The organism is Candidatus Nitrosarchaeum limnium BG20 (assembly GCF_000241145.1).
GTDB lineage: Archaea > Thermoproteota > Nitrososphaeria > Nitrososphaerales > Nitrosopumilaceae > Nitrosarchaeum > Nitrosarchaeum limnae.
The window spans coordinates 1-20,254 of sequence record NZ_AHJG01000239.1; the positions used below are offsets into that span (position 1 = coordinate 1).

Sequence of the window (20,254 nt, forward strand, 5' to 3'; positions counted from 1 at the left end):
CTATTGGATTGCCTGGTACCCGAAGCGAAACATCATACACTACTAGTTCAAGATCTTTTGTAATAACACTCTGCAAAGAGAATGGCCCAATGATTCCTGGTGCATATTCTTTTTTAGCTGCTGAAACAAATTTGTCCCCCATTTTTATCACTTTTTCAAGTAATGATTCTCTGATGCTTGCAGGTGTGTGTCCTACCTCTATATTTTGTAAATCAACATTGATGTCTAATTGTTGTTTTGCAGGAAGTGCATTAAAATCATGAACATTTGTTTGCAATCGTCTTTCTATTCCTATAAAATCAACTTGTTTTGAAATTGGTGTGTAAAAGTAATTAAAATTCATGTATGTGCCAATAGCTAATTCTTCAATACTTGATTTTTCTAGATCCTTTCTAGAAATTAACCCTTGTTTTATTTTTGCCTCTGATTTTTCTTTATAATCTTTGTATGATGATACAGTAAAAAATGCCCGTTCTAATGGTCGTTTTAATTCCTGTACTTTAACAATGCATGGTTTATTGATATTCTTTGGATCTTTGAATAATTTTGGAAATTTTATTTTCGCCTTTTCTAGCAGAAAATATTGATTTCTTTTCGCTGTTCTTTCTTCTGCTTGGAATAATTTCCTATTTCCAAATATTGGAACCTTGAATGAATTTTCTAGAGTTTTGTACCCTAGGTATACTGTAAGTGATCTGTGTGGAATAACTATTGTATTTGTCTCCCTCATTGTTTTTTGATTTTTTAGGCGATGCCATGTCTTTGAATTTATCTAAAACTATGATCTCATCTGCGATTCTATTGAATCTTCTATATGGTTCCTCTCTTCCTTTTTGACAATAAACCACAGTCTGAAAATTTTCATCTTTTGCTCCATCCATGACTTCTAATGCTGAATGACTTCCCATCACTCCTATTCTGACGTCTGAATATTCGTTTACTATTTTTTTAATTTCAGAACTACTGATCACATTTTGACTAGAAAACGGGAACTAATATAGCTAATTTTCAATTAATTGGATCGATTTTATGATCACAAGATTTTTCTTAAAAGAATTGTAGGTGATCTTATGTTTTATTCAGTTGAGTTGCAAATGGCTGGAGTGATTTTACTAACTGCAATGGCTGCCGGTGGAATATCTTTATGGCTAAAACGAAGAAGAGAACAACAGAAATTAGGTACATTTGATGATAATGCCCAAAGTTAGCCTAGTGCCAAATTTGCTTTGCTAACTAATAGATAAAATACCGTTGTGCTTTAGATAATTCATTATGAAACTAATAGTTGGCATTACTGGTAGTACAGGTGCAATCTATGGAATTCGTTTGTTAGAGGTTCTAAAAAAATTAGGCGTTGAGACACATCTCATAATGTCTGAATGGGCTATGAAATGCATTACTATGGAAACTGAGTTTCAGATAGGATATGTAAAATCTCTTGCAACAACTACTTCTGATGAAAAAAATATGGCATCTAGTGTTTCCAGTGGAACTCATAAAGTTGATGGCATGATTGTTGCACCATGTAGTATGAAAACATTATCTGCAATTGCAAATGGATATGATGACACTCTCGTCGCAAGAGCTGCAGGTGTGACCATTAAGGAATCTAGAAAATTAATTTTAATGGTTAGAGAAACACCCCTATCTGCAATACATCTTGAGAATATGCTCAAATTATCTAGATTGGGAATAGTTATCTTGCCTCCTGTTACAGAATTTTATACAAAACCAAAAACTATTGATGACATTGTAAATCATGGAGTTGGTAAATGCTTGGACCAATTTGATCTAGAGCACGGTTTATACCCTCGCTGGGGTACTTTTTAACTTGTAATTGCCAAAAATAGTTTTTGAAAAAATCATAAAGGCTGACAGAAAAAAAGTCTTTGAAATTACTAGTAATTTTGAAAATTTTCAAAAAATTCTACCTCAGTACTATCCTTCTGTTAGAACAATATCTGTTCGTGGAAATACCTCCGTTGTAGAAGAACATCTACGAATTGCTGGACGAGAATTAGTGATGATGGCAAAGCATGTAATTGATGACCCCATTCTACATGAAATTTTTATTATTGGAGGAGATTCAAAAGGAACTCATATCACTTACCACTATGAGCATATTCCAAACGGAACAAAATTAATAGTTGAAGTAAATTGGAAATTGAAAGGAGTGATGAGATTATCTTCTATTATTGGCAGACAAGATATCTCAAAAGAATATTCTAAAATTGTTGATGAATTTGCTTTAATTGCTGAAGGCTAGTCTATTTTTTCTTTGTTTTTAAAATCGTTTAATTCTCTTTCTCCCTCGATTTTTCCTTTTTCAAATTCTCCTTTAGCTTTACCGAGAGTTTTGGCTAATTCTGGAATCTTTTTTGCTCCAAAAATAAATACGGCTGCTAGCACTAGAATTATCAATATTTCATTAATTCCCGGCATTGCAAGGGAAATTGTTTCTAGTGTCATCTGAGCTATAGTCTATGATTTAAGATTTAAATCTTTTTTATGTTTTTTGTACTCAATTATCATGCCTGCAAAATAAAGCACCATCATTGGTACTGCGATAAACCACATTGTGACTCCACTGCCATCAGGTGTAATGATCGCCCCGAAAATTATGATTGCCAAAATTGCATATCTCACATTTTTTCTCCAAAAATCATCTCCTACTATGCCTGACATTGTCAAGGCATACATTACTATTGGAATCTGAAATGAAATGCCAAATGCAAGCAAATATTGTAAAACAAAAGTGATGAAATCCATGATGTTTAGAAATGTAATTAATCCTGACGCATCACCAAACATGTATAGAAATTCTAACATGTATGGAATTACTAGAAAATAAGAAAACAGACAACCTGTAATGAATAATCCTAATGCTGGTAGTGCAACTCTGCTTGTAACTTTAATCTCTCGTTCTTTTAATGCTGGTTTGATGAATCCTACAGCTTCTTTGATTATTATCGGCATTCCAAATACGACTGCTACAAGTGCTCCGACATAAATTTGGGCAAATAGAGCCTGTCCTGGCTCAGTCTGTATCAATTGAACTCCGTCTGGAATTAAGCTTGTTTTCATATGGGTGGTAATTTGCGCTGCAACATTGTTGATTGGATCTATTTGTGGATAGTAAAGATGAATTCCAGAAACATCTATTGGATACAAATGACATGATATTACAAATGCAAAAATAATTCCTATGACAATAATGATGCGAACTACTCGTTTTCTAAGCTCTTCAAGATGTTGATTGATGTCTTCAATGGATGTCATCTAAAATCCATTTATCTTAAACAATATTTACTTGCCTGGGATTGGAAGTAGTTTTGCTTCTGGCAATCCTGCATTTTTTAGCTCTTCGAGACTCAAATCTTGAAATTCTAATGATATGATTGCCTTTGTCCTGAATTTTTGTTCCATGCTTTTTGCTAATGAAGCCAAATCTTTGCTGGAGTAGATTTCTTTTGAACCTTTAAGAAATATTCTTTCCCCTTTTTCCATTTCTTTTCCTCCAAATTTTTCTTGAAGGAAACTTGTGATTGTTGGAAGCTCCTTTCTTGGGATATTATTATGATATATGTGATTCCCTTGACTGACTCATAATCATATGGTGTTCCATTTCTATACATGAAAACGCCGATAAAAATTGCATCTACCTCTGGCTCTCTGACACATTTAATTTCCCAATTCATTAATTTTTCTTCGTTATAGACAAATTTTTCCATCTCATCAGCGGTAATCTTCCAATATCTTGATCTTGACAATCTACTTACACTGTATCCTTCTGATATAAATTCCAATATCTGAGATTATTCTATCTTTGTTTTGAGATATTTTGAATATTTTCTTGAAATTACTACTTCTATTACTAAGCCTGCAACAATTACTGATAATACAGCTACTACTGACCACAATAATTGAGATAACGGTTCAATTGGTTGCATGATTTGTGTGGATTGTACCATGGAATCTCCTGCTTCTTGTACTGGCATTGACTTCATTGCCATCTCTGGAGTATCAGGAGAAATGGGATTTGTGGCTATCATGTTTTCATTAATACTGACTTCTCTTCCCTTCTGAATCAACTGTGAAGAAAACCACGCAGCTATTGATACTCCTCCAAGTGTAGCTAATCTATGAATTCTTGTAAATGAATTAAAAAGTGATTTGCTCTTTTTTGCCGGCTCTGACATTTTTAATGGTAGAATAACAATTGCAAGTTTATCTACAGTATAAAATTTCATGTCTCTTTCTTTTGTGTTTTTTCCAATGTTTGTAATCTTGACAACACCTGCTTCTTGCATCTTTTTTAAATGGTAAATTACCAAAGGTAGGGAAATATCTGTTTTTTGTGCTATTTGATTTGCGGTTAACGAATCATTAAATAAAATTTTTAAAATTTCTCGGCTTGAATCTGAACTTAATATTTCTCCTATTGCCTTTATTTTTTGGTCTTCAGTAGATAATATTTCAACTCTGTCTGCAATTCCTATTGAATTATCTTCTATTTCATCTTTCATTGAACCTGTAAAATTATGGGTGTGTTAATAAGACTTGCTGTTAAATTGAGATTTAATCAAACCTTAACTAGAAAAATATCTTTATCATAATTATGAAACATTCAAAACAAATCTTTGCAGTGGTCATTGCTGTTTTGGTAGTCTCTGTGACTTTGGGTGCAATATCAATTGTACCGAGCGCAGTTGCCCAAGAAGAAGTAACTCCATTTCCATCAAGGGAAAAAGTGATATCTGTTACGGGTAATGCCATCTCAAGCGTAGAGCCAAACCTCGTAAACATTAGTTTTGGTGTTGAAGTTCAAGAAAAAACTGCTAAAGATGCACTAGCATCAAACTCCGAATTGATGAACAAAGTGATAACTGCTGTAAAACAGGTAGGAATCACTGACGCAGAAATTGGTACATCTCAGTTTAACATTTATCCTGTCTACAATTATTATCAGGAAAAAGATACTGGGAAAAATGTCCAAGAATTAATTGGATACAAAGTAAGCAATATCATCAATATCAAAACTGAGAAACTTGATAGCATTGCTCAAATAATTGACGGTGCTGTAGATGCAGGAGTAAACAGAGTAGATAGTGTGTATTTTTCACTATCCCCAGATGTTGCATCCAAGCTTAAAGATGACCTTTTAGAAAAGGCTGTTCTTAATGCAAAATCTAAGGCAGAACTTGCTTTATCCCCACTAAATTACAAAATTATTGGTGTAAAAGCAATCTCTCTTTCTGAATTTTCAATTCCATACCCAATGCCAATGTATGATATGGCTTACAGTGAAGGAGCTGCAAAATCATCCATGCCAACACCGATATTTTCATCTGATCAAGATGTCAATACAAGTGTAAATGTTGTCTTCCTTATAGGAAGCAACTAGATCTTTTTTTTTAAAATGTAATGCTTTACTAAAATCTGAACAATGTAGGAAGATAGATTAACCTCTTTTTGATTTTGCAAATTAATGGCTACATTTAACGTTCATGTAACTATTGAAAATAAACCTGGAATAAGTGATCCTGAGGGTGAAACTATTCTAAATGATTTAGTACTAAAAGGGAATCATTCGGCAGTATCTAAAATTAAAACTGCAAAGATGCTAAAATTTACAATCAAAGAGAAGGATAAAAAATCAGCAAAAATCACAGTTCAAGAAATTTGTGACGAATTAAGAATTTACAATCCCATGGTTAGTAAAGTCATAATTGATGTTTTTGATGCATAATCTACCTACATGAGTAATTTATAGAAAAATCCATTTATTCTTAATAGCGATCAGAATTCATTTATCTGCAATTTGCTTCAAATTAAATATCGCTGCAGATAAAATAAGGCGTGAAGGTAGGCGTAGTGGTTTTTCCTGGCAGTAATTGCGATCGTGATATGTATCATGTTTTAACTGATGTCTTCAAATTTAACGCTGAATATTTTTGGCATGAAAAGGGACTACCAAAAAACATTGATGCTGTAATTTTACCTGGTGGTTTTTCATATGGTGATAGATTAAGGTCAGGTGCAATTGCAGCACACAGTCCTATAATATCTGATGTGAGAAAAATGGCAGAAAAAGGAATTCCTATTTTAGGTGTATGTAATGGATTCCAAATTCTTGTAGAGGCAGGGTTACTCCCTGGCGCCTTATTAAAAAATACCTCTCTGAATTTTATGTGTAGTTGGACAAATCTAATTGTAGAAAATAACAAGACACCATTTACAAATAAATTAAAACTACACCAGAAAATTCCAATTCCTATTGCAAATGGTGAAGGAAGATACTATGTGGATAATGACACTTTAAAAAAATTAAAAAACACAATCAGATTGTATTTAGATATAGTGAAGTTATCAACGGCTCTACAGATAAAATTGCAGGAGTGTGCAATGAGGATGGAAATGTTGTTGGTATGATGCCTCATCCAGAAAGAGCTGCCGAGTCTGCAATAAATCCAATTGACAACAAACCATCTTCTCTAATTTTTGAATCTTTACTTGATACAATTGGTGTTACACATTGAGTCTAGAACCACAGGAACTAGATGACTTAACTTCAAAGATTGGACGAAAACCTACCTCGACTGAATTACAAATTGTAGCTGCCGAATGGTCTGAGCACTGTTCTTACAAATCATCAAAGAAACACCTCAAAATGTTACCGATGAAAGGACCTCTGGTAATCTCTGAAAAAGGATATGATTCTGGTGTGTTGGATGTTGGAGATGGTTATGTCATTACTGCACACATTGAAAGTCATAATCACCCATCTGCAGTGGAACCTTACGGTGGCGCTGCAACTGGAGTTGGTGGAGTGATTCGTGATATACTGTCCGCTGGAACAAGACCGATTGCAATCCTTGATGGATTACGATTTGGAGATATTGAAAAAGATATGCAAGCAAGGTGGCTATTTAAAAACGCAGTTACTGGAATTGCCGACTATGGAAACTGTTTGGGGATTCCTACTATTGGCGGAGAAGTAGAATTTGATCAATGTTATTCTAATTATGCCCTAGTTGATGTTGCAGCTATAGGGTTTGGTAAAAAAAAGAATCTGATTAAAAATCATGCAAAGAAAGGTGATATTGTTGTACTTCTGGGTGGTTCTACAGGTCGAGATGGTATCGGTGGTTCACAGTTTGCATCTGATTCACTAGAATCTGAAAATCGTTCTGCTGTACAAATCCCAGATCCATTCATTGAAAAATTAATCATAGAAGCAATCTTGGAAGCAAGAGACCAGCATCTCATTAATGCCATGAAAGATCTTGGAGGTGGAGGCCTATCATGTGCAGTATCTGAAACTGCTGATGCCTTGTCTATTGGAATTGAAATGGATGTGGATAAAGTCCACACTAGGGAATCTGATATGAGCCCTGATGAGATTATGGTATCGGAATCTCAAGAAAGAATGTTAATTGTTACTACTGATGAAAAATTAAAGAAATTACAAACAATCTGTAAAAAATTTAGAATTACATGTTCTGTAATTGGACATGTTACAAGTGATAGTATAATGCATGTAAAAAAAGGAAAAAAGACATGCGCTAATCTTCCAACAGATGTGGTTGCAAATGCCAAATTGTTGGATAGGTCTTCGAAAAAACCAGTATATTTAGAAACAATAGAACAAGAAAAAAAACTCAAACCTATTTCTGATTATTCAAAAATGATGATGAAGTTTTTAGCATCTCCAAACATTGCAAGTAAAATCTGGGTTTATGGTCAATATGATCATGAGGTGGGAATTAGAACTGTCGTTAAGCCTGGAAAAGATGCGTCTGTATTGAGATTAGATAATGGAAAATTCTTGTCTGCTAAAATTGATGGTAATCCAAAACACTGTTACATTAATCCTAGAGAAGGTGCTATTGGATGCTTTGAGGAAGCATGTAGAAATGTTGTATGTACTGGTGCAAAACCAATAGGGATGCTTGATCATTTACAATTTGGAAATCCTGAAAATCCTGAAATCTTTTGGACCTTTTTAGAATCACTTAAAGGATTAACCGATTTTGCGAAATATTTTGAAATCCCCTGCGTTGGTGGAAAGGTAAGCCTTTACAACGAAACCCCCTCTGGCCCAATAAAGCCTACTCCTCTGATTGGAATTTTAGGGATAACTGAAAAAACATCTTTATTTTCTCAATCAGTTTCGCCTGATGATTTACTAGTAATAATTGGTGATACTAAAGATGAGCTAGGTGGCTCTGAATATTTTGAATACATTCACAAGTTTATTGGCGGGAAATGCCCGGTAGTAAATTTTGAAGAATCAAAATCTAATATGACTGTGGTCTTGGAATTAATTCAAAAAGGATTACTCAAAGCTGCTCATGATTGCTCCAAAGGTGGATTGGCAGTAGCAGTATCTGAAATATGTATGACTTACAACGTGGGTTGTAAAGTATCTCTGGACAAAGTACCAGGACCAAAATTAGATGTGGATAGAATTTTATTTTCTGAGAGTCATTCAAGATACCTACTAGTCGTATCCAAGAAAAATATAAAAAAAATAGAAGATATTCTCAAAACAAGCAAAATAAAACACAATACAATTGGAGAGTTTGGCAGTAAAAACATCTTATTTAGTAAATCAAACAAACCGATCATAGATCTAAGAGTTGATAAGGCTCAAAAAACTTGGTTTAATTCGTTAAGGGAGTTGGTGGTTCATGGTTAAAGAAAATTGTGGAGTAGTTGGAATTTTTAGTCTTAGTGGAACTAATGTAGTTCCAATGGCAATTGATGCACTAAGGGCATTGCAACATAGAGGTCAAGAAGCATGGGGAATTGCTATTCCAAACAAAGAACCACTAAAAAGATTAGGGTTGGTATCTGGTGCTTCATCTGAATTTAAAAAAATATCAGAAGAATATTCTTCTCCTGCCGTAATTGGACATGTGAGATATTCTACAATGGGTAGGAGCACACTTGAAAATGCACAGCCGTTAAAAGTAAAAGATCTTTGTATTGCCCATAATGGAACTATTGCAAACGTCCAAGAATTATCAAATCTAGTCGGAGGTTGTTCGTTTACCCCACAAAATGCTAGTGATACTCTAGTGGCAGCTCAAAGATTAGTATCTTTGATTTCTGAAAATGGTCAAATGGGAAAAGCGCTTTCAATTTTAAAAAATGAGATGGTTGGTTCTTATTGCTTTACATTTATCTCTGATGATAATTCAGTTTATGCTGCAAGGGATCCAAAGGGATTTCGTCCTATGGTTTTAGGTTACAAAGAATCTGATGATACATACATTGTTGCATCCGAATCATCTGCAGTTTCTGCAGTGGGTGCAAAATTACAGCGAGATGTAAAGCCAGGCGAATTAATAAAATTAAGCACCAATGGATTGGAGACTGAACGATTCTCAGAAGATGCTTCTCGAGCTCATTGCTCATTTGAGTTTACTTACTTTGCACATCCATCAAGCAATATGGAAGGCGCTAACATTTACATCTCTAGAAAAAACATTGGCAAATTTTTAGCAAGAAAATTTCCAATACACGATGCGGATCTAGTAATACCTGTACCTGACTCTGCAAGACCTGCAGCATTGGGGTATGCCCAGGAATTGGGACTTACATTTGATGAAGGACTACTCAAAGATAGATACAGCAAAAAAGGTCCACTACGTAGTTTTATCGAACCTCATCAAAGTGACAGAATTGAAATCAATCGATGGATAATTCCAATCAGGGAAATAATTGAAGGTAAACATGTTGTTGTAATTGATGATAGCTTGGTTAGAGGTACTAGTTCAAAGGCAATTATTCAGGCATTACGAAGAGCAGGTGCAAAAAAAATTAGCATGGTAATAACATACCCTCCAATTAAATTTCCATGTTATGCCGGAATTGATTTTCCCTCTCAAGATGAACTTGCAACGTTTTCTGATGGCAAAAATATGACTGAAGAGGAACTTACAGAAATGGTTCGAAAGAGCATAGGGGCTGACTTTTTAGGTTATAATGATGCTGAAAATCTGGCAAATGCCGTGGGGATTCCAAAGGATTCGATGTGTTTTACCTGTTCGTCTGGAAATTATGATTCACTAGGAATTACACCAGAGTTTAAAACCCGTATTGAGATGAAAGGCGAATAACATGGAAACTGCCTATGTTTTAGTAAAAAGTGTAATGGCTCATGAAATGGATGTAATGAGTGAATTGCTTAAAATTGATTCAGTAAAAGAAGCTAAAGGGACATTTGGTGTCTATGATATTTTTGTCAAAGTCGAGGCAAAAACAGCAAAAGAAGTAGAAGATACTATTACAAAAAAAATTCGAAAAATCAAACATGTGGTATCTACTACGACCCTATCTGTAATACCTGAACAAGACAAAAAGTAATCAAATATTTCTTTAAATATTGTTTTTTAGAAAATTATGTTATGAAAGCAATTTGGAATGATACAATTATTGCAGAAAGTGATGACACTGTAGTTGTTGAAGGGAATCATTATTTTCCATTTGACTCAATTAAACAAGAATATTTCAAAAAAACTGACTTGACAACATTTTGTGGTTGGAAAGGAATGGCAAATTATTACTCTGTGACAATTAATGGGAAAACCAACAAGGACTGTGCCTGGTATTACGCTGAACCAAATGATGCTGCCAAAAAGATCAAAGGTAGAGTAGCATTTTGGAATGGGGTTTTAGTTAAGTAATTTTTGGTAAAAAATTAATTAAAAAAGAAAGATTTAGAGAAGTGGAGTAGTTATGAATCCCACTATGCTCCCTACTAGAAATAAAAATATGCTTTTTGCCATACGCCTGAACCATTTCGTTTTTTGTAATTCTATTATAAAAACAATTCATGATGTTGTTCATTAATTACAAAGAAATCTACAATTACTAAATCCCAATAATAGATATTATGAAAATATTGGCTATCATGGGAGCTTTGTTTTTGATTTTTAGCTTTATGATCCCGTCTATGCTCTCAATCTCTTATGGATTTGATGTGATGTGGATTCTGTGTGCTGTTTTCGTGTTTATTTTGGGAGTTGTATTTTTTATAATATCTGTAATAAAATTAAAGCAAAAGATGGAATATGATCTTAATAAAAAACAGAGACTTGACTCATAATCTATGTTTAAAGTTTGATATGTGAATATAATCTATTTACCATTGCTTGCCTTGTTTTTTTAATACTAATTTTGAATTTCCAGTTACTGTTTCAAGCGTATATGCATCATAATTTGCACCTGTAAAATCTACATCCGTCAAAATAGACCCCTCAAAATTTGCATGTCTGATATTGGCTCCGCTTAAATTTGCTTGGCTCAAATCAGCACTTCTCAAATCAGTATAAAACAAATCTGCCCCCCTAATATCGGCACCACGAAGATCAGCTCCATACAAGTCGGCATCCCACAATTTTGCATCAGATAGACTCGTTCCCCTCAAATCAGCACCACGTAATTTTACATAAAATAATATGGTTCCACTCAAGTCAGATCCACTCAAGTCAGACCCACTCAAATCTGCATTATGGATGTCTCTGTTTTTCAGATCAACCTCACTTAGGATAGAATTAGATAAATTTCTCCCAATCAAATCCTCGTAATCAAAATTTGTTTTTGAAAAATTTCTTTTCTTAAAAACATCTGATGGATTCATTGTATTTTTTATTACACCGTTAACACATTTGAATTTAGATATTTTCAGTTTATGTTAATTAGATATGTTTTTCATTTGATAAGTAAACTTGAACGACCACACTTTCTGCAACTCATTGTACCATTTTTTGTATAATCATGATCACACACTCTCTCTGTTTGTAATGGAGTGTCCTTTCTCTCTAATGCGTCTGAATACAACTTGTAACAGCTTGTAGAGCAAAATAATGCATTTTTTGCATTAAATAGTTTTTTACAATTTCTACAACTTGTTTCCGTGCCGCTAATCCCTCTTTAAATAATTTAAACAATGTGAAAATTAGATTCAGCTAATAATTGCTTCAGGCACAAATATCTGAGTATTTTTCACATTTTTTAGTCTTGATCATATACGTTTCTCTTAATTATTAGAAAAAACAAATACCTTCAATGAAACAATATACCATTTTCATTATCATCGGTGTGGGAGTTATTGGAATTATGGCTGCAATATTTGGTTTTGACGTAATGAAACTTTCTGTAGCAACTCAAGATTATGCTCTTTTTGTAGATCCTATTATTGACAAACAAAGCCTCTTTGTTACTGGGAGGATTACAATTCAAAACATAGGTTCTCAGACTTTAACTAACATTCATGTGAATTTTGGGGCAGGTGATACACTTGATATTAAGACCTTAAAATCTGGTCAGAAAATTATCCTTTCACCACCACCAGGCAATCCTATGGAATTTGTCATGATTAATGCAGATCATGATGTATTTGTTAACAAAGCATATCGAGAACTGCCAAAAATGGTAGGCATGATGGGGTCGTAATGCATTTCCGAGCAGTTAAATTCAATTGAAATGTAGCTTGGCTGTTTGAAATTTCTGACTTCAGGCAAAGTAAAGGATCTATATGACATCGATGAAAACACATTACTCTTCAAGTTCTCAGATAGAGTCTCAGCATATGATGTAAAGTTTAATGAAAATATCCCTCAAAAAGGAAAAGTACTCTGCAAATTTGCGGAATTTTGGTTTAATGAATTAACAGTACCGAATCATTTTGTAAAAAGACAATCGGATACTGAAATCATAGTTAAAAAAATGAAGATGTTGCCGATTGAATGTGTGGTGAGAGGTTATTTTTATGGCAGTCTTGTAGGTAGATGGAAAAAAGGAGATGTGATGCTACCTAATGGAACCAATACCACACTTGCTGCAAAACTATTAGAGCCAATATTTGATCCAACAACAAAATCTGAGCATGATATTCCAATTAACAAAACTAAAGCATTGGAGATGAATTTAGTAACAGAAGAACAGTATGCTTGGCTTGAAAAAACTTCAATTGATATTTACAAAAAAATGTCTGCCCTTGCTGATAAGGCTGGTTTTATTTTGGCTGATTTGAAATTAGAATTTGGAATCTTAGATGGACAAATAACTTTGGGTGATTCTATTGGTCCTGATGAATATAGATTATGGCCAAAGGATTCTTACAAGATTGGTCAAACACAAGAAGCATATGACAAGCAGATATTGCGTGACTGGTTAACTGAGCAAGGTTATCAAAAACAATTTGATGATGCACGTGATACAGGAAAAGAACCAATAGCCCCAACAATTCCAAAAGACATAATCCAAAAGATGACTCAGCGCTATGTTACTGCATATGAAAAACTAACTGGGCATTCTTTGTGATTTGATTATTTTAAAAAATTTTATTTTCATGACTAGATGTTGACTCAAATCTAACCCTCAACTCGAATTTTATTTTTAATTGCTTTTCTAACATATCATTTTGTATCATTTGCATCTTGATCACGACATATCTTTTTGAATCATTGACTTTTTTTATTTTTTTATAAAATATTGTAGTGCTATGATAAATATGATAATGGTAAGATATGGATGATAGTGCTGCTATTAATATGATAATGATGATGATGAATTTATTTGCAATACAATATTTTTGATAACGGGTAGGTCTTTTTGATACTTCTCTCACTAGAATAATAGCAAAAAAAAATTGACGTGATTAGACAAAAAATATGATACAAGGATCTTTTAGATCAGAATTAAAGCAGTTATCAGCATGTCTACATTACTAGAAAAAGAAATCAAAGTAAACAGAATCCTCACAACAAGTGTCAAACACGCACGTGCAATCGAAGACCCTGCACGTTCCAAAATCATTGAAATCCTTTATCATAGAGCATTATCTGCAGACCAAATTGCAAATGAGCTAAAAAAGACAGGATACAAAAAAGCCCTAACTACTGTCCGACACCATCTAGATATTTTAAAAGATTCAGGTCTAATTGAAATTGCAAAAATCGAAGAATCACGAGGTGCAATAACTAAATTTTATAGCACATCTACAAAATTACTTGGTTATGTGGCCCCTGATGATTTTGATTCAAAATACTCCAAAGTAATTGATAGTACATCTGTAAAAATTGAGAAGATTCTAAGAGCAATAACCCCAAAAACCACTAGAACAAAAAAAATCAAAGGTGAAAACTCGCAAGATTATTCACAATACTTGGTAATGGAAATTATGAATCGTGCAATGACTAACATCATGGAGAATTCTGGAAGAAAAGAATCGATCAAATAGGCTTATTGTTGATCACAAAACTAAAATGACTAGATGCGATCTTACAAAATGATCAAAAATGGACAAAAAAGCACAGAAATTATTTGAACAAAAAAATATTGTGTTTATTGCAACTATAATGAAAGATGGGTCTCCACAACTATCCCCTGTTTGGGCAAACTATGATTCTGGATACATTCTAGTAAATACTGCAGAAGGAAGAATTAAACACAAAAATGTTTTACGTGATCCACGTGTTGCAGTATCTGTAATCTCTCATGACAATCCACTTGACATGACAACAATTCGTGGGAGAGTTGAAGAAATAATTTCTGATTATGATTATTTGCATGCCGACAAACTTACTCTGCAATACATGGGCAAAGAACATTATCCGTTTAAACGAGATGATGAGAAAAGAATTATTTTAAAAATTAAACCGGAACACGTATTTGTTTTACCTGAATTAAAAATTAACACTAATTAAAATCATATATTTCTAAATTCGAATTTAGAAACATTTTAAATTTATTCTAAAATAAAAATGAAAAAAGATAATGAAAGCAGTTTATCGTCTTCTTTTAGCTGCTTTTCTTTTTGGAGCTGCTCTTTTAGATGCAGTTCTTCTTTTAGCTGCTTTTCTTTTTGGAGCTGCTCTTTTAGATGCAGTTCTTCTTTTAGCTGCTTTTCTTTTTGGAGCTTTTCTTCTAGGAGCTGCTTTCTTTCTAGTTGCTGCTGCTCTCTTTGCTGCTCGACTTCTTTTTCTTCTTGCTGCCATTCTTGCTGCTTCAGCTGCTTTTAGTGCCGCATTTCTTTTTCTTGTACGTGCGGCTTTTTTAGCTGCTTCTACTCGCTTGGCTTTGGATGTTGCCATTGGATAATTTAGTTTAATGATGCGGTTATATGGTTAAAGTCACACATTGTTGCCTTGCTGCTAGTAAAAATTGACAATATTTTTTTTGCGATCAACAATTAATGATGCAGATCAGTGCAGTATCAACTGATGATTGTTGTTTTGATGGACGGATCATTACATTGTATTGTTTTAATTCATCAAATGGAACATCAAATTGTGTAGTTCTCACTACTGGCTTGTTTGGTTCTAACCATTCATCTAACAAGTCTTCTGGAGTGAATTTACCATATGTTGGTTGCACTTTTTGTTGTTTGTCATCAACAAGGTAAAATTGACCTCCGGAAATTCTAGTTTTTTCAATACTGATGTTTTTTGCGGTTATTTTGATTTTAACAAACGTGTTTTCTGGTGTTGTTTCGTTATTTCCTTGATTTGTTCCATCAAATACTACGGTATACTCTACGGGACCAACAGTTACCGATTCTCCTGAATTTGCAGTAATGAAATTTGTTTGATATTGAGTATACATGAACATGGCAGCTGCCATAGATATGATGATTGCGCCAATTATGATGATGATTGTAATTTGTACCATGGTGTGATTTGTAAAAATTTAGTATATAGTTGAAGCGTAAAGTAGTGAAAATAACCTAGGTAATTGGGCTATTTTATACCTAAATTCTCTAAAAATACACATAATGAATTAAAAATAACTGAAATTGATGTTTGATATGGGTCGATTCAAATCATTAGATAAAAAAGACTTTATCAAAATTGCAGCTATTTTTGGGATAATAGCAGTTCCATTGATATTTGCATTCTCTATAAGATAGTGTTCATTTCAATGAACATTTTTTGTTCACAATAAATTATGTTTTTCATACTTACATAATTACATGAAAAACTTATATTCACTTTATTCGAGAGTTTTACCAATGAATACAAAAACAATTCTAGGTGTATCATTCGCTGCCATATTTGCAGTTTCAATGATACTGACACCAGCATTTGCTTTAGTAATGGATCCAAAAAATGATTCAACTGGTAATGCTGATCAAGATCTAAAATCATTTGGTCTTGATGGTCAAGGAAACCCATCTCTAAAAGTATGGGGACATGCAGGAGACACAAAACCAGCTGATGGTTCAGGATTAGTTAATGCATATGTTTTAGTTACTGACGATGGAATTTATGCTGTAACATCACATGCAGGAATAGAAGACTCTTCTGAAGTCATTGATGATGGTTTATGGCATGCACACAAAGTTACCTTGGATGAAAACGGTTGTGTAACTTCCCTTTCTGAAGATGGTGATGCTTGGGTTCATGGAAATCAGGTTACTGTTAAAGGCACAAGTGCCACAACAGTGGATGCTGCATTAATTGTACAACTCACAACATCTGAAGGTGTTTGTGTAGGTACAGTATATGATTCTCCATAATCATCAATATTTTTTCTTTTTTTGATCAAAAATTAGGGGTTTAGCTTTCACGCACGACAAAAAAACATGACACATGTTTAGCTGGTACATCTAGGTGGTTTTGCGGTTGCTTTTTTAATACAGGCACAAGTGTTAATCCCCCCACTAAAACAGCCTTTTTTGAAAAAATCACGATGTGACTAAACCCTGTAAATTTCAAGGGGGGTTTAACGTTTAGGCGTGTTTTTAGTTTTTTACGTTTTTTAGAATTTCTTTGATTTTAGATAAATTTAGAATGTCTTCATCAAAAATCGTGATGTTTTTTCATGTAATTCCGACGCTTTGTTTATTGCATCTAAAACAGTCTGTTGATTTATGTTCTCTTTGTCATCTAATACGACAAATACCCCTACCTTTTGCTTACCATCTTCTGTGACAATTCGATTAATTGCTTGTATTGAATTGCAATATTCTGCAACTCGCCTCTCAAATTTTTCTTTTTCATCCTCAGTAAAACCCAAGTATCTTGCAATTTGATTATCTTTCAATATCACTTTAGCTCCTATTACTATAACCCCTGGTTGTGATTTTGGTTCAAATATTTCTGTAGGTATGCCATATTTGCCTGCATGTTTTACTAGAATTTGAAAAGTGTTTTCAGGGTTTTTCATCTCTTGAAAAGAAAGACCTTCATGTATTAGCCATCTTTCAATATTATCTCGCATTCTTGACATACTCATTATTTTATTCCTCTTCTAGTTCTATATGATTCTAAATTCAACACCTTTACTCTCTAAATTTACTGTATTTCTAAATTCGAATTTAGAAACATCCTAAATTCATGCTTGCTTACAAATCCGTTAGTTGATTACACATTTACGTTGAAATTTGGTGCTAAATCTGGTATTTGTGTAACAACCATAATGTTGATTATAATTCCAATAATTGCTAAAATTATTCCTAAGTACAAGCATTTTTTTGCCTTACTTGGATCATCACGTCTTAAAACCCAATATGCTATAACCCCTCCAATTAATCCAACAAACACAGGTAAAAGATACCATGCATTACTTCTAGACTTTCCAAACTCCATCTACTTTCTTACTCTAATTTTGTAATAAAATTCTTCATTTCTAACTAGTTTTTTTCTGGACTTGTGTAATTTCTATTTCAACTGTTTCAAGTGGATCATCTACCTGATTTCGTCTAATTGAAAACATTTTTGGTTTTTCAAAGTCTTCAGTACAGTCTGGACATGCATATACTAGAACTCGGTGTTCATTTGGGGCCTTTGGATTGGATAATCTTGGGTAATACACCAGTCTTGCGCCACAATCTACGCAATATCTGTTGGCCCTTCTAGTTCTGACCAATGTATACCTCCTGCATTATACTTGATATGCGATCATCTATTAGATCTATCCAGTCTAATAGAATAAACTAAATTGTTCCAATCGATCAATATTTCTAAATTCGAATTTAGAAATATTCTATTCTAATGTGTTGTTTTATTGTATCCTGTAGGAAAATATTCTTTCAAAATTCGAAATTAGACATAAGAAGCGCCTCCCATCAGACTTGAACTGATGACCATCCGATTAACAGTCGGATGCTCTACCACGCTGAGCTAGGGAGGCACAAGTTTGTACCTTTGTAAAAGCGATTTAATCCTTGCGCCTATTGAAATTAGACAACACTTTGAAGATGTTAGTTGAATTTTACAAAGAATTCTTTAATTTCTTTTGAATAGCTTTCTACCAACTCAATGATCTCCATATGTTCATCTGCAGTAGGTTCTCGTTTATGCACAATTTGAAATGCACTTAGTGCGGAACCAACCATTTCACCTACAAAAAACCCACAAAGAAAGTCACCAACATTTTGACAATCCCATAATTGTCCTACTCTGGGTGAAGCCCCTGCACTTTTGTATAATTCTAATGTTTGTTCAATTAATGTTGATGTTTGTTTTGAAAATTCAGGATCAAGTGTCATGTAATATGTTAAAAGATATTATCCTATTATTTTTCTATTCCTTTTTTCTTTTCGTAGGAATATACACCATCTAGGAAAACTCTATGATCTTTATCTTTAACTTTACTACGCAATTCAATGTTTGCTGCAGTTTGTGTGATGTCGTTCCACACTTCACCTGTTAAAATTACATCTTCACCCTTTGGAACTACTTTGGTATTTCCAATTATTCTTGAAACTCGTGCTGATCTTTCCCCTTGAAAGTTTTCAATTAGTACGGTTTTGTCTTGCACTTTAACAGTAATTGGAAAATGTGCAAATACTATTTTCATTTTAATTGTATATCCAGTAATTAATCCCTCACAGATGTTTCTGATAATTGATCTTGCAGTATGTAAAATGGAATAGTCTCTTTTTCTATATCCTTGTGATTTTAGTATTACTTTACCGTCTTTAACTTCAATGTTTACTGGTATGTTTCTAAAGTTTTTGTGAGTTTTACCTAGTGGTCCTTGGAAATGTAACATGTGTTTCTTTAACGTTACAGTAACTCCTTTAGGAATTTCTACTACTTCTTGGAATTTTTCAATCTGCTCAGTAGACATATCCTATCAAAAATCCTCCTAATCCTTTGTTTACAGCATCATGATGGGACATTACTCCTTGGTTTGTTGTTACAAGTAACATACCTCTGTTGTATGCTGGCAGATATTGTTGTTCCCAATCATTATATTCTGAATTTTTTACTTTAAATCTTGGTGAAATTGCGCCACATTTTGTTATCTTTGCCAATAGTTTGATTTTGAATTTTCCTCCTCTTTTATCATCAATGTGCTCAAATTCTCCAATATACCCATCTTTTTGCAATGTCTTTAGTACTTCAATGCCTAATTTTGAAGTTGGAAGAATAGTGCAGTCACTCTTTCTTCTTGCTTCATTATTGTATAATGTTACAAATAGATTTGCTAAAACGTTTTGTGCCGGCATACTAATCACATATTTTTCCTAAATCCTAAAGATGTTGCTACTTCTCTAAAGCATCGTCTGCATATCATTAAATCATATTTTTGAATTACTGCTGTATAATCTCCACATCGTTTACACCATTTAGAACCTCTTCCAAAATCATGTTTTTTCCTACCCGTTGCTTCGTATGATCTATCTTTTGGCATTATACTATCGTCACTCCAAACTCTTTAACTAGATAATCCTTTGCTTCTTGATTACTGATGATGTGATTTTTTCCAACACTTGCTTTGTGTTTACTTCTTTTTCTAATTCCATAACCTGGTCTAGTAAGTGTCACTGAAATTCCAAGGCCCAATATTCCAACTTGTGGATCATATTTTACACCTGGTATGTCTATGTGTTCTTTAATTCCAAATGAAAAGTTTCCAAAATCATCAAATGATCTACCGTTGATTTGATTACCTTTTGCATCTAGTAATCTTTTGAGTAATTCTCGTGCATCATCCCCTCTTACTGTAACTGCTACTCCAATTGGTTCTCCTTGTCTTACACCCCACTCTCTTTGTGTTTCTTTAGCATTACGTGCACATGATTTTTTGCCTGAAATGTGATCTAATGCTTTTTTAGCAACAATAATGATGTCTCCAGATTTTCCTAATCCCATGTTTAGGACTACTTTTTCTAAAGATATTTTTTTCATTGGGGATTGTGTTACTTGGGACATATGATCACTTTATTTGAATTACAGGTTCCTTTTTTCCTATTGCTAAGATGATGTCTGTTGGAATTTCAATTTTTCTT

Annotated in this window: 31 protein-coding genes, 1 tRNA gene and 2 pseudogenes; 15 read left to right on the top strand and 19 right to left on the bottom strand. The window is 33.6% G+C overall.

The genetic code is table 11. The annotated features are described in order from the left end of the window. Both BG20_RS08380 and BG20_RS13395 read right to left on the bottom strand, forming a co-directional pair. On the bottom strand, positions 1-730 hold a 730-nt coding region (locus BG20_RS08380), incomplete at its 3' end, for a DUF1297 domain-containing protein (RefSeq protein ID WP_238527579.1). Then, the gene (locus BG20_RS13395) at positions 627-971 is read right to left on the bottom strand and encodes a DUF1246 domain-containing protein (protein WP_238527580.1); all 345 of its coding nucleotides are present in this window, start codon (positions 969-971) and stop codon (positions 627-629) included. The genes BG20_RS08380 and BG20_RS13395, both read right to left, overlap by 104 nt. A gap of 99 nt (positions 972-1,070) precedes the next feature. Here BG20_RS13395 and BG20_RS12765 point away from each other — a divergent pair, with 99 nt between their 5' ends. From BG20_RS12765 to BG20_RS08395, 3 genes are all read left to right on the top strand, one after another. Continuing rightward, the gene (locus BG20_RS12765; protein ID WP_193353037.1) at positions 1,071-1,208 is read left to right on the top strand and encodes a hypothetical protein; all 138 of its coding nucleotides are present in this window, start codon (positions 1,071-1,073) and stop codon (positions 1,206-1,208) included. Positions 1,209-1,272: 64 nt separating this feature from the next. Then, positions 1,273-1,830 (top strand): UbiX family flavin prenyltransferase, encoded by a 558-nt coding sequence (locus tag BG20_RS08390; protein WP_010193659.1) that lies wholly within the window; start codon positions 1,273-1,275, stop codon positions 1,828-1,830. 7 nt (positions 1,831-1,837) lie between these two features. Further along, the gene (locus tag BG20_RS08395) at positions 1,838-2,266 is read left to right on the top strand and encodes an SRPBCC family protein (RefSeq protein ID WP_010193661.1); all 429 of its coding nucleotides are present in this window, start codon (positions 1,838-1,840) and stop codon (positions 2,264-2,266) included. Here the strand turns inward: BG20_RS08395 and BG20_RS08400 are convergent. The 4 genes and pseudogenes from BG20_RS08400 to BG20_RS08415 form a co-directional block, all read right to left on the bottom strand. Next, a complete protein-coding gene (locus tag BG20_RS08400; RefSeq protein WP_007401516.1) occupies positions 2,263-2,469 on the bottom strand; it encodes a Sec-independent protein translocase subunit TatA/TatB in 207 nt (68 codons plus the stop codon). The two genes, BG20_RS08395 and BG20_RS08400, sit on opposite strands and share 4 nt — an antisense overlap. A gap of 12 nt (positions 2,470-2,481) precedes the next feature. Next, positions 2,482-3,279, bottom strand: coding sequence for a twin-arginine translocase subunit TatC (tatC, locus tag BG20_RS08405; protein ID WP_010193858.1), 798 nt, complete (start codon positions 3,277-3,279; stop codon positions 2,482-2,484). Between the two features lie 27 nt (positions 3,280-3,306). Beyond that, positions 3,307-3,731, bottom strand: a pseudogene (locus BG20_RS08410) (hypothetical protein). 84 nt (positions 3,732-3,815) lie between these two features. After that, a complete protein-coding gene (locus tag BG20_RS08415; protein ID WP_010193859.1) occupies positions 3,816-4,526 on the bottom strand; it encodes an ArsR/SmtB family transcription factor in 711 nt (236 codons plus the stop codon). 92 nt (positions 4,527-4,618) lie between these two features. Between BG20_RS08415 and BG20_RS08420 the strand changes: the two genes are divergently transcribed. The 7 genes and pseudogenes from BG20_RS08420 to BG20_RS08450 all read left to right on the top strand — a co-directional run bounded on the left by BG20_RS08420 (position 4,619) and on the right by BG20_RS08450 (position 10,694). Further along, entirely contained in the window at positions 4,619-5,404 is a 786-nt protein-coding gene (locus BG20_RS08420; protein ID WP_010193860.1) for an SIMPL domain-containing protein, read from the top strand. 84 nt (positions 5,405-5,488) lie between these two features. Then, complete coding sequence (purS, locus tag BG20_RS08425) at positions 5,489-5,749, top strand: phosphoribosylformylglycinamidine synthase subunit PurS (protein ID WP_010193861.1); 261 nt, start codon at positions 5,489-5,491, stop codon at positions 5,747-5,749. 158 nt (positions 5,750-5,907) lie between these two features. Next, positions 5,908-6,539, top strand: a pseudogene (purQ, locus tag BG20_RS08430) (phosphoribosylformylglycinamidine synthase subunit PurQ). Further along, positions 6,536-8,701 (top strand): phosphoribosylformylglycinamidine synthase subunit PurL, encoded by a 2,166-nt coding sequence (gene purL, locus BG20_RS08435; protein WP_010193862.1) that lies wholly within the window; start codon positions 6,536-6,538, stop codon positions 8,699-8,701. Before purQ ends, purL begins: the two are co-directional and overlap by 4 nt. Beyond that, positions 8,694-10,127: an amidophosphoribosyltransferase gene (purF, locus tag BG20_RS08440; protein WP_007401522.1), complete on the top strand. Its 1,434-nt coding sequence runs from the start codon at positions 8,694-8,696 to the stop codon at positions 10,125-10,127. Before purL ends, purF begins: the two co-directional genes overlap by 8 nt. 1 nt (position 10,128) lies before the next feature. After that, entirely contained in the window at positions 10,129-10,374 is a 246-nt protein-coding gene (locus tag BG20_RS08445) for an Lrp/AsnC ligand binding domain-containing protein (RefSeq protein WP_007401523.1), read from the top strand. Positions 10,375-10,415: 41 nt separating this feature from the next. After that, on the top strand, positions 10,416-10,694 hold the full coding sequence (locus BG20_RS08450) for a DUF427 domain-containing protein (protein ID WP_010193872.1): 279 nt from the start codon (positions 10,416-10,418) through the stop codon (positions 10,692-10,694). 458 nt (positions 10,695-11,152) lie between these two features. On the opposite strand, the gene BG20_RS08460 is transcribed toward BG20_RS08450, so the two are convergent. Together BG20_RS08460 and BG20_RS13785 are read right to left on the bottom strand one after the other, a co-directional pair. Then, the gene (locus tag BG20_RS08460) at positions 11,153-11,650 is read right to left on the bottom strand and encodes a pentapeptide repeat-containing protein (protein WP_010193876.1); all 498 of its coding nucleotides are present in this window, start codon (positions 11,648-11,650) and stop codon (positions 11,153-11,155) included. Between the two features lie 71 nt (positions 11,651-11,721). After that, positions 11,722-11,850 (bottom strand): hypothetical protein, encoded by a 129-nt coding sequence (locus BG20_RS13785; protein WP_256359095.1) that lies wholly within the window; start codon positions 11,848-11,850, stop codon positions 11,722-11,724. Between the two features lie 228 nt (positions 11,851-12,078). Here BG20_RS13785 and BG20_RS08465 point away from each other — a divergent pair, with 228 nt between their 5' ends. The 4 genes from BG20_RS08465 to BG20_RS08485 all read left to right on the top strand — a co-directional run bounded on the left by BG20_RS08465 (position 12,079) and on the right by BG20_RS08485 (position 14,720). Beyond that, complete coding sequence (locus BG20_RS08465; protein WP_010193878.1) at positions 12,079-12,465, top strand: hypothetical protein; 387 nt, start codon at positions 12,079-12,081, stop codon at positions 12,463-12,465. A gap of 45 nt (positions 12,466-12,510) precedes the next feature. Beyond that, complete coding sequence (gene purC, locus BG20_RS08470) at positions 12,511-13,335, top strand: phosphoribosylaminoimidazolesuccinocarboxamide synthase (protein ID WP_010193882.1); 825 nt, start codon at positions 12,511-12,513, stop codon at positions 13,333-13,335. A gap of 394 nt (positions 13,336-13,729) precedes the next feature. Continuing rightward, positions 13,730-14,254 carry a winged helix-turn-helix domain-containing protein gene (locus BG20_RS08480; RefSeq protein WP_007401530.1) on the top strand — a complete coding sequence of 175 codons (525 nt, stop codon included), beginning with the start codon at positions 13,730-13,732 and terminating at the stop codon, positions 14,252-14,254. Between the two features lie 58 nt (positions 14,255-14,312). After that, positions 14,313-14,720, top strand: coding sequence for a PPOX class F420-dependent oxidoreductase (locus BG20_RS08485; protein ID WP_010193894.1), 408 nt, complete (start codon positions 14,313-14,315; stop codon positions 14,718-14,720). A gap of 81 nt (positions 14,721-14,801) precedes the next feature. On the opposite strand, the gene BG20_RS08490 is transcribed toward BG20_RS08485, so the two are convergent. Beyond that, the gene (locus BG20_RS08490; protein WP_010193897.1) at positions 14,802-15,107 is read right to left on the bottom strand and encodes a hypothetical protein; all 306 of its coding nucleotides are present in this window, start codon (positions 15,105-15,107) and stop codon (positions 14,802-14,804) included. A gap of 91 nt (positions 15,108-15,198) precedes the next feature. Then, positions 15,199-15,684 (bottom strand): DUF4352 domain-containing protein, encoded by a 486-nt coding sequence (locus BG20_RS08495; protein ID WP_010193900.1) that lies wholly within the window; start codon positions 15,682-15,684, stop codon positions 15,199-15,201. A gap of 340 nt (positions 15,685-16,024) precedes the next feature. On the opposite strand from BG20_RS08495, the gene BG20_RS08500 reads away from it, so the two are divergent. Further along, positions 16,025-16,531, top strand: coding sequence for a hypothetical protein (locus tag BG20_RS08500; protein WP_048097179.1), 507 nt, complete (start codon positions 16,025-16,027; stop codon positions 16,529-16,531). Between the two features lie 269 nt (positions 16,532-16,800). Here the strand turns inward: BG20_RS08500 and BG20_RS08505 are convergent, their stop codons facing one another. The 9 genes from BG20_RS08505 to BG20_RS08545 all read right to left on the bottom strand — a co-directional run bounded on the left by BG20_RS08505 (position 16,801) and on the right by BG20_RS08545 (position 20,177). Further along, a complete protein-coding gene (locus tag BG20_RS08505) occupies positions 16,801-17,250 on the bottom strand; it encodes a DUF2299 family protein (RefSeq protein ID WP_048097180.1) in 450 nt (149 codons plus the stop codon). 128 nt (positions 17,251-17,378) lie between these two features. Beyond that, the gene (locus BG20_RS08510; protein WP_010193906.1) at positions 17,379-17,603 is read right to left on the bottom strand and encodes a hypothetical protein; all 225 of its coding nucleotides are present in this window, start codon (positions 17,601-17,603) and stop codon (positions 17,379-17,381) included. Between the two features lie 40 nt (positions 17,604-17,643). After that, the gene (locus BG20_RS08515) at positions 17,644-17,883 is read right to left on the bottom strand and encodes a hypothetical protein (protein ID WP_007401536.1); all 240 of its coding nucleotides are present in this window, start codon (positions 17,881-17,883) and stop codon (positions 17,644-17,646) included. A 190-nt stretch (positions 17,884-18,073) separates the two neighbouring features. Continuing rightward, positions 18,074-18,147 (bottom strand) — tRNA-Asn (locus BG20_RS08520). Positions 18,148-18,217: 70 nt separating this feature from the next. Beyond that, positions 18,218-18,505: a hypothetical protein gene (locus tag BG20_RS08525; protein ID WP_007401537.1), complete on the bottom strand. Its 288-nt coding sequence runs from the start codon at positions 18,503-18,505 to the stop codon at positions 18,218-18,220. Positions 18,506-18,531: 26 nt separating this feature from the next. After that, a complete protein-coding gene (locus tag BG20_RS08530; protein ID WP_010193910.1) occupies positions 18,532-19,089 on the bottom strand; it encodes a 50S ribosomal protein L6 in 558 nt (185 codons plus the stop codon). Next, entirely contained in the window at positions 19,079-19,471 is a 393-nt protein-coding gene (locus BG20_RS08535) for a 30S ribosomal protein S8 (protein WP_007401539.1), read from the bottom strand. The genes BG20_RS08530 and BG20_RS08535 overlap by 11 nt, the downstream gene beginning before the upstream one ends. A 5-nt stretch (positions 19,472-19,476) precedes the next feature. Then, positions 19,477-19,656: a 30S ribosomal protein S14 gene (locus BG20_RS08540; RefSeq protein ID WP_007401540.1), complete on the bottom strand. Its 180-nt coding sequence runs from the start codon at positions 19,654-19,656 to the stop codon at positions 19,477-19,479. After that, complete coding sequence (locus tag BG20_RS08545; RefSeq protein WP_010193914.1) at positions 19,656-20,177, bottom strand: 50S ribosomal protein L5; 522 nt, start codon at positions 20,175-20,177, stop codon at positions 19,656-19,658. The genes BG20_RS08540 and BG20_RS08545 overlap by 1 nt, the downstream gene beginning before the upstream one ends. Between the last annotated feature and the right edge of the window lie 77 nt (positions 20,178-20,254).